Here is a 12,581-nt window from a genome sequence, read left to right on the forward strand (position 1 = left end):
CTACCCATCCGCCTGTCGGCCGGCGATGTAGCTCATGCCTTCGAGGCGTCCTGCGGTGCGGGCTTTGGAGATCCAGTCCGCGGCGGTGCGGTAGGGCACGTTGAGTTCGGCTTGGACGGCTTTGGTGGGGGGCTGACCCGAGAGCGCGGCGGCGCTGTAGATCAGTTCGACGAGATCCATCCGCGCTTCTTTGTTAGCGCGTTGCCGTGCCTGTTCGGCCATCCACTCGGGGACGAGACGACCCTCTGCAGTTGTTAGCTCGCTAACAGTTGTGGGGTCGTTCCCGTCGTCGAGGGAGATCGCGATGCATGACGGTGTTGCTGCCTGCACGATTTCTTGGACGCGCACGCGGCGGAGCGCGGCGCCATTGATCTCGCCGCCGGGTTCGGCGATGACCACGTTGACGGACGTGACACGGTAGCGGCCGAGTTCACGGTCGTAGCGGGCTTGCACGGTTGTTTCGTGCGGGACGTCGTCTTCTTCGATGGTCGCCCGGAAGGCCGGGACGATGCGCAACGCGGACCCGATCGGGAGTGTGGCGTCGCGCCAGGTGACGGGGTCGCCTTCGAGTGTTCGCACGTCGATTTTCACCTCCTTAGTTTGCCTCTCCGCGTCACGAATATGCATGTATAACCTTGACGTAGTTTGTCACATCTGATTCACTCTCGTCAAACCTTGTCGGGTATACGCAAAGGAGTTGGATCATGGCAAACACCACGAACACGATGCGAACGGGACTGGCCCACACGTTCCTCAGCCCGGATGAAGTCGCGGCGATGCTCCCGGGGGTGACCAAGGGCAAACTCGCGATGTGGCGGTACGAGGGCAAGGGTCCGCGGTACCGCAAGCTCGGGCGCACAATCGTCTACGCGCTCGACGAGTTGGAGGAGTGGATCGAGGCGTCAACCTGCGATCGCACGTCCGAGGCGGTGTGACTCGTGACGTGGATGACGAGGTCAGAGGCCGAGCATGAGCTTGAGCGCACGCAACTGGGCGTGGGAGACGGACAACCGCCCGAGGATCGCGACCGATACGCCCGCAGGTCTGGAAGATGTGCCCTGGGTGCCACTGACCCCGGCCGAGAAGCTGGTGCTGCTGTGCCTGGCGGAGCTGGAGAGCGCGGCCGAGGGGTACGCCTACCCGTCGTACGCAACGATCGCACGTCGTACCTGTTTGAACGTACGCACCGTGCAGCGGGTGGTGAAGGTGCTCGGCGAGTCGGGACTGGTGCACGTCGCTCGCGACCGGCGGGTAGACGGAAGGTGGCTGTCGTGCATCTACCGATTCCCCGCGGTTCCCGAGGAGTACCGCGAGAAGGATCAAGCGTGGATGCATCGCCAGAGGTTCGCCGCAGCGAACGGCACTATCCACAGTGTCGGCGCTCCGTCCGATGGCAGGCCATTGTCGGGGCGCATCCGGGCAGGACACCGATAGGGCCGACAGCGGGTGTCGGTTTCGTGTCCTGTCGGTATCGGCATCACGCCGAGAGGGCTATCGGCGTCACGTCGCGCGCATATCGGTCTGTTGTCTCACTAGTAGTGAGAGATCAGGGAGATGAACAGAGAAGGGAACACCGAACGGCAAATCCGCGGATCCGGGCTATCCGGCTACGGGGAGGGACGGCTGGCGTCGGAACTCCGACACTCTCGAACCTCGGGACTTCCGTACTCCGACACATCCGACCTTCCGAAGTCCGGCATTTCGGGAGTGCGTCGTGAAAATCGTCGCCGTGGCAAATCAGAAGGGCGGGGTCGGCAAGACGACCGTCGCGATGCAACTGGCGGCTCACCTGTCCAGGACATTTCGGATGCTGGTCGTTGATGTCGATCCGCAGGGTTCAACCACGTGGTGGGCGCAGAACATGGCCGCACACATCCCGTTCGACTTCGCCGACGACCACGACCCTGGCGTGCTTACCCGACTGCGTGAACTCGACGACTTGTACGACCTCGTCGTTGTCGACACTCCAGGAAGTCTCGAAGACACCCGCACCCTCGAGGCTGTCCTCGACGCTGCGGACTACGTCATCGTTCCGGTCGTCCCCGAGCCGATGGCGATCGACCCCACGCTCCGCACGGTCACCCGCCTGATCGAACCGCGCGGACTGCCCTACCGGGTGCTGCTGAACCGCGTGGACGGGCGTATCCCGGGCCAGTACCAGCAGTGGCAGACGGTGTTGCAGGATTCGTTCGGACTGCTCACCTTCCAGTCCTATCTGCGCCAGTACCTGATCCACGCCCATGCTCCGATGCTCGGACGGTTAGTCACCAACCTCGCCGACACCCGCCGCACCGAGGGATCGATCGCCGACATCACCCGCGTCGGATTCGAGCTGACGTCACACCTGCAGTCCGGACTGCACTCGAGGTGGTGACGATGGGCAAGATCGACCTTGCAGGACAGCTGGGTGACGCGCGAGCGCGCGTCACGTCACTTGCCCCGCCGACCGGGCGCGCAATGGCCAATGAGATGGAGGCGAAAGCCCCTCCGCTCGTGCGAGGCGTGGCGAAATACGCACGTCTCACCCGGAAAGAAACTCGGCTGCGGGAGGACCAGTATGTCGAGCTCACCCAACTCGCTCGCGCACTGATGCGGCGCCGCACCGACCGTCAGGAGCGGATCACCGAGAACACGCTCGTCCGCGTTGCGATCGACCTGCTGCTGGCGAACGCGGATCAGCTCGTCGGCGACACCGAGGACGCACTCCTGCAGTCCGTGATTTCCGAACATCCGCACTCTCGGACTTCAGGAGTCCCGGACTCTGCAACTTCAGGAGTGCCAAAGGATCGGGGCGTCGGCTGTCGAACGAACGGCGCGGGAGTTGTCCTGATGCTGTCCGTGAACGTCTACTCGACCGGGCCGTCCTGCCAGCGGTGTCGGCTGACGATCCGCAAGTTGGAGGAGAGCGGCATCCGCTTCGCCGTGATTGACGTGACGGATGTGGGCAATCTGGCGGCTCGCGATTTCATCACCGAAGATCTCGGGTACAGCGAAGCGCCCGTGGTCATCGTCGACAATGAGCCGCAGCACCACTGGTCAGGATTCCGGCCCGATTTCGTAGACCGGCTCGCCAGCGCAGGCACGACCCATTCGCCAGCATCCGGTCCGGCTGCCACGTTCATGGCCGGGATCGGGCGGTGATGCCCGATGGAGGAATCGGAGGAGGCGGGCGAGCGGATCCGTGAGTACAAGCGGCAGTGGCGGCAGAACAACCAGGATCACATCCGCGAATACCGGAGGAACTACGACGCCGCGAACCGCGAACGGATCAACCGGAACGAGGTGGACCGCAACCGCCGCGCCGCGGAGCAGAAGCGCCGTGAGGAAGAGCGCCGCGAGAAGAACGCGAGGAAGTCGCGCGACTACTATCACGCCAACATCGAGCAACGTCGCGCGTACCAGCGTGACTACCTTGCTCGACGCAAGGCCGCAGATCCTGACGCGTATCGCGAGGAACGCTCACGTGCGAACGCGGAGTGGCGTGAGCGGCACAAGGAAGAACGGGCGGCGAAACGCCGTGACAAGTATCGGGACGACCCGGAGCAGAAGAAGGAAAACGCACGCCGCCACTATGAACGCAATGCCGAGCAGATCAAGGCAAGAAGGCGCGAGTACTACGCGGCAAACAAGGAACGCGAACTCGCGGCGGCTCGCGCCTGGAAGGCACGAGAACGCCGCCGCATCGAGGCCGGGCTCCCACCGCATAGGAGACACCGCGCAACATCCACCGAACGAGACACCAACCTCGAGAGCGCCACGCTGTTCTTCGCGCCGCATCGGGACGCGAACGCGGTCGCTGCCCTCCGCGACGAAGGTCGCACGCCGCAACGTCTCCTCGACGAATGGCAACGCGATTGCTACCGCGCCCGCACCACCCACTACGCCGCCCGCAACCCCGAACTCCGACACGATGTACCGGGCCGACTTTCCGCCGAAGAGCAACGCATGGAGAACGTTGCGCGCGAGATCAATGCACGGCTCCGGATCGGCGAAAAGCGCGTCATCGAGCGAGGAGACGCCGCCCGACCACACGCCGGCCCGAACTCTCAGACGAGAGGAATGGGGCGATGATTCCTCCCCAGGCGCGTCGTTGGTGTGGTGCTCACTCGCGAGTTAGCCCTGTGCATCGCGGGGAACGAGAATATTGGCGCAGCCGCTCCTGCGCGCACGAAACGAAGGGACCAGCATGATCGATAGAACAGACGTCGAAGCGACCATCACGCGAGTTGCTGTTGCGGCCTTCACCTACTACCCCGAGCGCGCGACCGAGGAGCCGGGTTACACGCTCGGCGAGGACGTCGCCTGGTGTATCAAGCCACTCGTCGGCTTGCAGGGGCCAGCGCGCGGGGTGTGGCGGTTGCGCATCGCTGGACTCATCACCGACCCCGCCGCCGACCGGCGCGCTTTCATCAGAGACATCAGCTCTCTCGCACGCGAGTAATCCCTTCGGCCGGTGATCCGCGATCGTACGCGCCGTCGCGCGGCCGTCAAGGGCGCTTCGCGTCGCGTTGCGACACGGCTGGCGCCGTGCCCCTGACAACCGCAGACCGCCGTGAGGAAGCTAGATATCACGGCGAAGGACAGGAACGCCGAAATACCGCTTCAGCCTTTTCGGTTTAGCCAGCTAAACTCGCGCCAGGAGGCGGAAAACATGGCGGCTGGCCAATCTGCATGGCGTGTGAATGACGCCATTGCGTACGACGAGATGCGTGAGGGAGCCAGCGCGCTCGCGTCCCAGCTTCTCCAGCGAGCCCAACAGGGCGGTGCGTCGCTGGACTCCGTCGTCAGGCTTCGTGCGCAGGCCAACGCCGTCAATGGGTTCGATCGTGCGGCTGTGGACCGGCTCACGGCTGAACTCGAATCACGCGGTTCAAGCGTTGCGAGCAACACGTGAGCGACGTCGTAGCAGGGGGCAGCAGAGATCCCCTCAACGAATACGAACGCACTATCGAGCCAATCCTTTTCCCGCCTGTGGATGGGGATACTTCACCTCACCTCACTCTCATTGCTGGGGGGCCGGGGAGCGGCCGGGGACGAGCGATCGCGCGTGCGCTTGACGCCTCGCCGACCGCCACGGTGCTCTCGTCGACGGAACTTCGCGCCCTTCATGCTGCGGTCGCAGAGACGGGCACGGCATCGACTGCGAGCGTGAACGCGGATGTTGCTGAGTGGCTGCGTGCGGCGATCTCCCATGCCCGTGAGGTGCGACGCCCCCTCATTATCGAAGGCGACTTCCGCACGCCCTTCGCGGCGCTGGGCGTCGCGACGCAGTTCCTCGATGCCCGCTACCAAGTGCAAATGGTCGTTGTTGTGCCTCGGCGCGCAGAATCGCTGCTTGCTGTCGCGTCGGCACACTTTCGGCAGATCCAACGGACAGGCCATGCCGTCGAGGTATCCGTCGCTGAACACGATGCACGTTGGACCGATGTCCGCGACGTGCTTGCCGCGGTCTCCGCCGAACGGGGCGTAGAGGTGACGATGCTCGACGGGTCCGGAAACGGACTGCCCACCGGTTCGAGCGACTCGTTCAATCGCGCCCGCGCGGGCGGACCCACGAAGCGAGCCGCAGTCGAATGGCTAGGAGAGCTGCGCCGCATCACGGACTTTGCCCGCTCGCTACCGCCGCGAGCCACAGATCTCGCCTTGCTCATCGAGTTGCATCAGGTGGCTCTCCGCGAGGTCGTCCCGGCCATGAACCTGCCCGCGAGCTCGACCACAGGCCCGCAACTGGAGTCTCGTCTAGCGGCCGAGGCCCAGTCGCTGCGCCGCCAGCTCTCCGCATTGCCGACGAGCGATCCGTCTACGACAGCTGCTCCCGAGATGCCTGTGATCGGCCGATGACTTCACGCGTCGTCGGCTACACCCGGACCTTGCGCGCAGGTGCGCCGATTGATGAGGACGTAGCCGTGCTCAAGGCGCACGGCGCGGAAGAGGTCTTCGTCGATGCGGGGGAGGGGCACCCGCGCGATCGGCCTGAGCTCAAGGAATGCCTCGCGAGGCTCAGCGCAGGCGACACTCTCGTGGTGACGAGCGCCGCGCGGCTCTCGCACAGCTTGAACCACCTCGTCTCTACGCTGCGATCCCTCGACGATGATTCGATCTACTTTCGGTCTATCGCCGAACCCAAACTAGATCTGGCTCCGGCGTCCACTTCAGAAACAAGCGCCTACCTGATCGCGTTGGATGATGTCCGCCGCGCCTTGCTCGGTGACCGCGTTCGCGCAGGACTCCGAGCCGCCAGGATGGAGGGCCGCAGGGCGGGGCGTCCTTCTGTCATGACTCCCGACAAGATCGGCATTGCGACCGAGCTTCGATCCCACGGCCGATCGGTGGCTCACATTGCAAATGTCGTGGGCGTGAGCGCCAGCGCCGTTCGTCGCGCGCTCCGTACCGTGTAGACGAACTGAAAATCGTGAGGTTGCGAGATCAACACACGTCGGAGCTACTGAAGCTCGTTCCGGCTATTGCAGGAGAGATTCGTCACAGGAAAATCGTCGCGTCGGGCGGGGGCGATTCGAATGGTTGGGATAGAGATCGGCTCTCAAGACTGACGCGACCAAGAGTTGTTTACGCAGCTCACAGGCGCTGAAGCGTTCCTACTAGTCGCGCGACGAACCGGCCATCTCCGTCGCACATGCAGACAGGGCGCTAGCTTTGTCGCATGGTGTTGCCGGAGGATGCTCGGTCCCGAGCGATCGCTAGTCTCCAACGCTGGCTAGACGAGACGCTGAAGCGCGACTTCCCGCTCGTCTCAACGATTCCGCTGACGCCCCAAGTAACGGGAACCCACTCGGAGTCGCTCATCGCGCTGATCCGAGATGCTACCGAAGTGCTGGGTCTTGACAAACCCTCCAGCGTTAACTTCAACGACTTGCGGGACTGGGCACAGCTACAAACGCACTCGTTGACGGCGGTGCGCGAGAGGCTTTCCGCCCTCGCGCGCTTCGAGCCGTTTGGCAGTGCGTTGGCGGTCGGCGTATTGGGCGAACTCTGCCAGACGGTTCGAGATCAGCTGAATGGCGTCCGCGCAGGCCGTGAGGTTTCGCTGCCGGCGGAGATAGTAAGCGAACGGTACCTCACGGCAATCAGGTCAGCTCGCGGAGACGTATCCCCCCTCCGAACGATGTTCGGTGGGGATCGGGAGCCGGTTGATGACCGCGGTGTCTTCCGACCAGACATAGTGATTGGGCACTTCGCGTACAGGACGAACGAGCTTATGTCGCGAGTTGGCCAGCATCTCCTATCCCTCGGCCTCGCGCCGGTCTCTGACGCATCTGCGGGAGTGGCTGTAGTGGGCTGGATTGCGAGTTCTCCGGATCCACCACTAGCTGCCTGGACGATGCACATCGTGCTCGATGCCTTATCGGGGGTGCGTCTCGTAGCTTGGTGTCAATTCCTGCGGGGTTCTCGTCGTCGTTGACGTAGGAGGGCCATCGTGGGATGACCAGTTGTTTCCGCCAAGAAGCAAAGAAGAGATCCCACGATGACCCAGAATCAGTCTGCCTTGACGACCCTGATCGCAGAAGTCCTCGCCGATCCTGACCTCGCCCATTCCGACGTGTTCCGTCGGATGCTGCAGGCGGGGCTGCAGGACCTTGTTGACGCGGAAGCGACCGCGAAGATCGGCGCGGCCCGTTACGAACGCACGGCGGAGCGCACCACGCGTCGCAACGGTGCTCGCGCGAAGACGCTCGCCACGCCCGCGGGGGAGGTCGACATTCAGATTCCGAAGCTGCGGGAGGGGTCGTTCTTCCCGAGCCTGCTCAGCCCACGCCGCCGTGTCGACAAGGCGCTCTACGCGGTGATCTGCCAGGCCTGGATCGACGGAGTCTCCACCCGCAAGGTCGACCAGCTCGTCCGCGCGCTGGGCAACGACACCGGCATCAGCCGGTCCACCGTCTCCCGCATCTGCTCCGAGATCGATGAGGTGGTGCACGAGTTTCTGCACCGCCGGCTCGATCACACCTGGTTCCCGTACCTGTTCCTGGACGCCACCTACCTCGACGTGCGCCACCGTGGCCGGGTTCTCTCCCAAGCCCTCATCGTCGCGACCGGGGTCAGCGGCGACGGCCGTCGGGAGATCCTCGGGATGGCTCTCGGCGACGCGGAGACGACGGACTTCTGGACCGAGTTCCTCCGCTCCCTCCGCGACCGCGGTCTGAAAGTCTCCACCGACACAGACCCGCTCGGCGTGACCCTCGTCACGTCCGACGCTCACGCCGGCATCAAAGCCGCCGTCAAAGCGATCCTCCCCGGATCGGGCTGGCAGAGATGCCGCGTCCACTTCGCTCGTAACGTCACCCAGAAGCTCGGATCGGCACGCTCCAAGCCCGTCAACGCGCTGATCTCGACGATCTTCGCGCAGACCACCCCCGAGGCCGTGATCGCCCAGTATCACCAGGTCTCCACGTCCCTCCGCGGGTCGTTCCCGGAGATCGCAGACATGCTCAATGCTGCCGAAGCAGACCTCACCGGATTCGCGCCGCTCCCGCGTGAGCATTGGCAGAAGGTCTGGTCCAACAACCCGATCGAGCGCCTCAACCGTGAGATCAAACGCCGCGCCGACGTCGTGCAGATCTTCCCCGACCGCGACTCCGTCACCCGCCTCATCGGCGCCGTCCTGCAGGAGCAGCACGAGGAATGGCAATACGGTGAACGCCGCTACCTCTCCGACATCTCCATGCGCAAACTCGTCCACACACTCCAAGACCACGCCGAGCCTGAGCGCCCCGACCTGTTCCTCACCGCCTGACCCTCACCCATCAAGGAAGCAGCCGGATTGACACCACAACACGGGACTTGACCCTTATCGGTCGGCGAGAGCCGTGGTGTGCGTCGGGAACTCAGTGCAGCGTTGAGATCAAGAGAGACTATTGGACGGAAGACTCATGCTCTTGTGATGGAGGCGATGGCCTCGGTCGCGGCGGAAGCATCGAGTGATCGTCGCGCGCAGTTACTGACGGGTGCGTACCGGCACCTCGTCGAGGGATCGATCCGGCCCTTTGTTTGGGCGATCTTGTCGTTGCGAGCAGGACGATGGACGGAGCCGCCAAGTCTTTCCAACGTCCGAGACGCGATGCTAGCTAGTGATGAGTTCCTGCGCCGATTGGCCATCTCCTCGGTCTTTGTGGGCCTCCGGAATGCTTTTGCTCACGAGACCCTCGAATGGGATGGCTTCGACGAGGTACTACGCGGCGAGGGTGATGTGATCACTCTTAGTTCCCTCGAGGACTGCGTTCGGCGGTTGGTCGCTTTCGACCGCGGCTGTCACGCGGCTCTTGCCTTTGATCGAGCAATGCGTGCGTCAGAGCCGGCTGGCTGGCCAGCGGCAGGAGACCTCAATCGGATGCCTGAGTGGTCGCGCGCTGAGGCATTTTTCGGTTCGAACGGGATACGACTGGTCGATCTTGCGGCCGCGGGCGCGGTCGTTCGCGTCAAAGTCGAGCGGTTGGGTGTGGCTGACGTAAATCCTTGCTTCCAAGCACTAGTGACAGTCAGGGGTCTCTTGCCACGCGCTCGCGTTTTCGAGGTATCAGTGCTGAATGAAACCACTCCCGGTCAAGTCCTGGGACGTGGTGTATCGGTGATCGTGTGATCCCTCGTGTCGAGGTCAGGCTGTGAGGGCCCGAAGGTCGGGTTCGATCACCTCCTCTGTGGTGGGTTCGCCGACGCGGCGTGCGGCGGCGAGGGCGTCGAGGCCGAGGTAGCGGCGTTGCTCGGCCCACTCGTCGTGTTGCTCGGCGAGGACGGCGCCGACGAGCCGGATGATCGCGTCGCGGTTCGGGAAGATGCCCACGACGTCGGTGCGGCGGCGGATCTCCCGGTTGAGGCGTTCGTTCGGATTGTTGGACCAGATCTGCCGCCAGATGCTCTTCGGGAACGCGGTGAACGCGAGGATCTCCTCACGTGCGGCCTCGAGGTGCTCGAACGACCTGGGGAGCTTGTGCTCGAGCGCGTCCAGGACGCGGTCGAACTGGGCGTGCACGGACTCCGCGTCGGGCTGGTCGAAAACCGTGCCCAGCAGGGTCTTCACCCATGGCCACGAGGACTTTGGGGTCACGCTCATCAGGTTCGCCGCGTAGTGGGTTCTGCACCTCTGCCAGGACCCGCCGACGGTCGCGCCGATCGCTGCGACCAGACCTGCGTGTGCGTCGGACGTGACGAGCTTCACGCCGGTCAGGCCTCTCGCGACGAGGTCGCGCCAGAACGTCAGCCAGCCGGCGCCGTCTTCGGTCGAGTTGACTTGCAGACCGAGGATCTCGCGGTAGCCGTCGGCGTTCACGCCGGTCGCGACCAGCACCGCGACCTTCACGACCCGGCCGCCCTCGCGGACCTTCATGGTGAGCGCGTCGGCGGCGACGAACGAGTACGGGCCGGCGTCCAACGGCCGGGTGCGGAACGCGGTCACCTGCTCGTCAAGGTCGCGCGCCATCTCCGACACCTGCGACTTCGACAGCCCGGTGATCCCGAGGGTCTTCACCAGGTCATCCATCCGACGGGTGGACACGCCGAGGAGGTAGCTGGTCGCGACCACGGTGGTCAGTGCGGCCTCCGCGCGGCGGCGGCGTTCCAGCAGCCACTCCGGGAAGTAGGTGCCCTGCCGGAGCTTGGGGATCTTCACGTCGATGGTCCCGGCGCGGGTGTCGAAGTCGCGGTGGCGGTAACCGTTGCGACGGTTCACCCTGTCGTCGCTGATCGTGCCGTAAGCGGCGCCGCAGATCTGGTCCGCGTCCGCGGATAGCAGCTGGTTGATGAACGTGCCGAGCATCTCCCGCAGCAGATCGGGAGACGCCTGCGCGAGGTGGTCTTCGAGGAAGCGGGCAGGGTCGATATCGTGGGGTGAGACGGTCATCGTCGGGGTCCTTTCGAGATGGATGTGAAGAGTTCTCTCGAAGGATCACGCGGTGACCGTCGCTACGTCCGCAGCGACACGGTCACCCGATCCGTACACCACCTTGCCGGACGCCACCCCACTCCCCGCGTCAATGTGAGCGCCGCGGCCCTGGACGAGAGCAAAGATGCTCTCGATCTCGCACATCGCGAGCTGGGGGTGATGCCTCTTGGTGCGTTCTTGCCCGCGAATCTTGATGCACGTCGCGCGTTTGAGGCTTGGCCTGCCGCACTGCGATCGGTCAGCTGGATCGCGGGTCAAGTCCCGTGTTGTGGTGTCAATCCGGCTGCTTCCTTGATGGGTGAGGGTCAGGCGGTGAGGAACAGGTCGGGGCGCTCAGGCTCGGCGTGGTCTTGGAGTGTGTGGACGAGTTTGCGCATGGAGATGTCGGAGAGGTAGCGGCGTTCACCGTATTGCCATTCCTCGTGCTGCTCCTGCAGGACGGCGCCGATGAGGCGGGTGACGGAGTCGCGGTCGGGGAAGATCTGCACGACGTCGGCGCGGCGTTTGATCTCACGGTTGAGGCGCTCGATCGGGTTGTTGGACCAGACCTTCTGCCAATGCTCACGCGGGAGCGGCGCGAATCCGGTGAGGTCTGCTTCGGCAGCATTGAGCATGTCTGCGATCTCCGGGAACGACCCGCGGAGGGACGTGGAGACCTGGTGATACTGGGCGATCACGGCCTCGGGGGTGGTCTGCGCGAAGATCGTCGAGATCAGCGCGTTGACGGGCTTGGAGCGTGCCGATCCGAGCTTCTGGGTGACGTTACGAGCGAAGTGGACGCGGCATCTCTGCCAGCCCGATCCGGGGAGGATCGCTTTGACGGCGGCTTTGATGCCGGCGTGAGCGTCGGACGTGACGAGGGTCACGCCGAGCGGGTCTGTGTCGGTGGAGACTTTCAGACCGCGGTCGCGGAGGGAGCGGAGGAACTCGGTCCAGAAGTCCGTCGTCTCCGCGTCGCCGAGAGCCATCCCGAGGATCTCCCGACGGCCGTCGCCGCTGACCCCGGTCGCGACGATGAGGGCTTGGGAGAGAACCCGGCCACGGTGGCGCACGTCGAGGTAGGTGGCGTCCAGGAACAGGTACGGGAACCAGGTGTGATCGAGCCGGCGGTGCAGAAACTCGTGCACCACCTCATCGATCTCGGAGCAGATGCGGGAGACGGTGGACCGGCTGATGCCGGTGTCGTTGCCCAGCGCGCGGACGAGCTGGTCGACCTTGCGGGTGGAGACTCCGTCGATCCAGGCCTGGCAGATCACCGCGTAGAGCGCCTTGTCGACACGGCGGCGTGGGCTGAGCAGGCTCGGGAAGAACGACCCCTCCCGCAGCTTCGGAATCTGAATGTCGACCTCCCCCGCGGGCGTGGCGAGCGTCTTCGCGCGAGCACCGTTGCGACGCGTGGTGCGCTCCGCCGTGCGTTCGTAACGGGCCGCGCCGATCTTCGCGGTCGCTTCCGCGTCAACAAGGTCCTGCAGCCCCGCCTGCAGCATCCGACGGAACACGTCGGAATGGGCGAGGTCAGGATCGGCGAGGACTTCTGCGATCAGGGTCGTCAAGGCAGACTGATTCTGGGTCATCGTGGGATCTCTTCTTTGCTTCTTGGCGGAAACAACTGGTCATCCCACGATGGCCCTCCTACGTCAACGACGACGAGAACCCCGCAGGAATTGACACCAAGCTACGAGACGCA

Annotated in this window: 14 protein-coding genes; 11 read left to right on the forward strand and 3 right to left on the reverse strand. The window is 64.4% G+C overall.

Annotated elements, in window-relative coordinates; genetic code table 11:
* Positions 1 to 591 carry a hypothetical protein gene (locus tag CGU35_RS17980; RefSeq protein WP_100812806.1) on the reverse strand — a complete coding sequence of 197 codons (591 nt, stop codon included), beginning with the start codon at positions 589 to 591 and terminating at the stop codon, positions 1 to 3.
* A gap of 113 nt (positions 592 to 704) precedes the next feature.
* Between CGU35_RS17980 and CGU35_RS17985 the strand changes: the two genes are divergently transcribed.
* The 11 genes from CGU35_RS17985 to CGU35_RS18325 all read left to right on the forward strand — a co-directional run bounded on the left by CGU35_RS17985 (position 705) and on the right by CGU35_RS18325 (position 9,595).
* Positions 705 to 935, forward strand: a complete 231-nt coding sequence (locus tag CGU35_RS17985; RefSeq protein ID WP_232711389.1) for a helix-turn-helix transcriptional regulator — start codon at positions 705 to 707, stop codon at positions 933 to 935.
* 34 nt (positions 936 to 969) lie between these two features.
* A complete protein-coding gene (locus CGU35_RS17990) occupies positions 970 to 1,434 on the forward strand; it encodes a helix-turn-helix domain-containing protein (protein ID WP_100812807.1) in 465 nt (154 codons plus the stop codon).
* Between the two features lie 280 nt (positions 1,435 to 1,714).
* Complete coding sequence (locus tag CGU35_RS17995) at positions 1,715 to 2,374, forward strand: ParA family protein (protein ID WP_100812808.1); 660 nt, start codon at positions 1,715 to 1,717, stop codon at positions 2,372 to 2,374.
* A gap of 2 nt (positions 2,375 to 2,376) precedes the next feature.
* Positions 2,377 to 3,141 carry a glutaredoxin family protein gene (locus tag CGU35_RS18675; protein ID WP_232711390.1) on the forward strand — a complete coding sequence of 255 codons (765 nt, stop codon included), beginning with the start codon at positions 2,377 to 2,379 and terminating at the stop codon, positions 3,139 to 3,141.
* 6 nt (positions 3,142 to 3,147) lie between these two features.
* Positions 3,148 to 4,071, forward strand: a complete 924-nt coding sequence (locus tag CGU35_RS18010) for a hypothetical protein (protein ID WP_100812809.1) — start codon at positions 3,148 to 3,150, stop codon at positions 4,069 to 4,071.
* A 115-nt stretch (positions 4,072 to 4,186) separates the two neighbouring features.
* Positions 4,187 to 4,441 carry a hypothetical protein gene (locus CGU35_RS18015; protein WP_100812810.1) on the forward strand — a complete coding sequence of 85 codons (255 nt, stop codon included), beginning with the start codon at positions 4,187 to 4,189 and terminating at the stop codon, positions 4,439 to 4,441.
* 530 nt (positions 4,442 to 4,971) lie between these two features.
* On the forward strand, positions 4,972 to 5,841 hold the full coding sequence (locus tag CGU35_RS18025; RefSeq protein WP_181003474.1) for a zeta toxin family protein: 870 nt from the start codon (positions 4,972 to 4,974) through the stop codon (positions 5,839 to 5,841).
* Positions 5,838 to 6,398, forward strand: a complete 561-nt coding sequence (locus CGU35_RS18030) for a recombinase family protein (RefSeq protein ID WP_157814048.1) — start codon at positions 5,838 to 5,840, stop codon at positions 6,396 to 6,398. Before CGU35_RS18025 ends, CGU35_RS18030 begins: the two co-directional genes overlap by 4 nt.
* A 263-nt stretch (positions 6,399 to 6,661) precedes the next feature.
* Positions 6,662 to 7,420 (forward strand): hypothetical protein, encoded by a 759-nt coding sequence (locus tag CGU35_RS18320; protein WP_157814049.1) that lies wholly within the window; start codon positions 6,662 to 6,664, stop codon positions 7,418 to 7,420.
* Positions 7,421 to 7,483: 63 nt separating this feature from the next.
* Positions 7,484 to 8,752 carry an IS256 family transposase gene (locus CGU35_RS18035; RefSeq protein ID WP_100809674.1) on the forward strand — a complete coding sequence of 423 codons (1,269 nt, stop codon included), beginning with the start codon at positions 7,484 to 7,486 and terminating at the stop codon, positions 8,750 to 8,752.
* Between the two features lie 147 nt (positions 8,753 to 8,899).
* Entirely contained in the window at positions 8,900 to 9,595 is a 696-nt protein-coding gene (locus CGU35_RS18325; RefSeq protein WP_157814050.1) for a hypothetical protein, read from the forward strand.
* Positions 9,596 to 9,610: 15 nt separating this feature from the next.
* On the opposite strand, the gene CGU35_RS18040 is transcribed toward CGU35_RS18325, so the two are convergent.
* Positions 9,611 to 10,852, reverse strand: a complete 1,242-nt coding sequence (locus CGU35_RS18040) for an IS256 family transposase (protein ID WP_100809640.1) — start codon at positions 10,850 to 10,852, stop codon at positions 9,611 to 9,613.
* A gap of 347 nt (positions 10,853 to 11,199) precedes the next feature.
* Entirely contained in the window at positions 11,200 to 12,468 is a 1,269-nt protein-coding gene (locus CGU35_RS18045) for an IS256 family transposase (protein WP_100809674.1), read from the reverse strand.
* Positions 12,469 to 12,581: the final 113 nt, after the last annotated feature.

Source organism: Microbacterium sp. BR1, assembly GCF_002812725.1.
In the GTDB taxonomy this organism is placed as follows: Bacteria; Actinomycetota; Actinomycetes; order Actinomycetales; family Microbacteriaceae; genus Microbacterium.

Bases quoted from the DNA above. Each gene is read 5' to 3' on its own strand.
- CGU35_RS17985 (WP_232711389.1), top strand. From the start codon at position 705: ATGGCAAACACCACGAACACGATGCGAACGGGACTGGCCCACACGTTC.
- CGU35_RS17990 (WP_100812807.1), top strand. From the start codon at position 970: ATGAGCTTGAGCGCACGCAACTGGGCGTGGGAGACGGACAACCGCCCG.
- CGU35_RS18675 (WP_232711390.1), top strand. From the start codon at position 2,377: ATGGGCAAGATCGACCTTGCAGGACAGCTGGGTGACGCGCGAGCGCGC.
- CGU35_RS18010 (WP_100812809.1), top strand. From the start codon at position 3,148: ATGGAGGAATCGGAGGAGGCGGGCGAGCGGATCCGTGAGTACAAGCGG.
- CGU35_RS18015 (WP_100812810.1), top strand. From the start codon at position 4,187: ATGATCGATAGAACAGACGTCGAAGCGACCATCACGCGAGTTGCTGTT.
- CGU35_RS18030 (WP_157814048.1), top strand. From the start codon at position 5,838: ATGACTTCACGCGTCGTCGGCTACACCCGGACCTTGCGCGCAGGTGCG.
- CGU35_RS18320 (WP_157814049.1), top strand. From the start codon at position 6,662: ATGGTGTTGCCGGAGGATGCTCGGTCCCGAGCGATCGCTAGTCTCCAA.
- CGU35_RS18035 (WP_100809674.1), top strand. From the start codon at position 7,484: ATGACCCAGAATCAGTCTGCCTTGACGACCCTGATCGCAGAAGTCCTC.
- CGU35_RS18325 (WP_157814050.1), top strand. From the start codon at position 8,900: ATGGAGGCGATGGCCTCGGTCGCGGCGGAAGCATCGAGTGATCGTCGC.
- CGU35_RS18040 (WP_100809640.1), bottom strand. From the start codon at position 10,852: ATGACCGTCTCACCCCACGATATCGACCCTGCCCGCTTCCTCGAAGAC.
- CGU35_RS18045 (WP_100809674.1), bottom strand. From the start codon at position 12,468: ATGACCCAGAATCAGTCTGCCTTGACGACCCTGATCGCAGAAGTCCTC.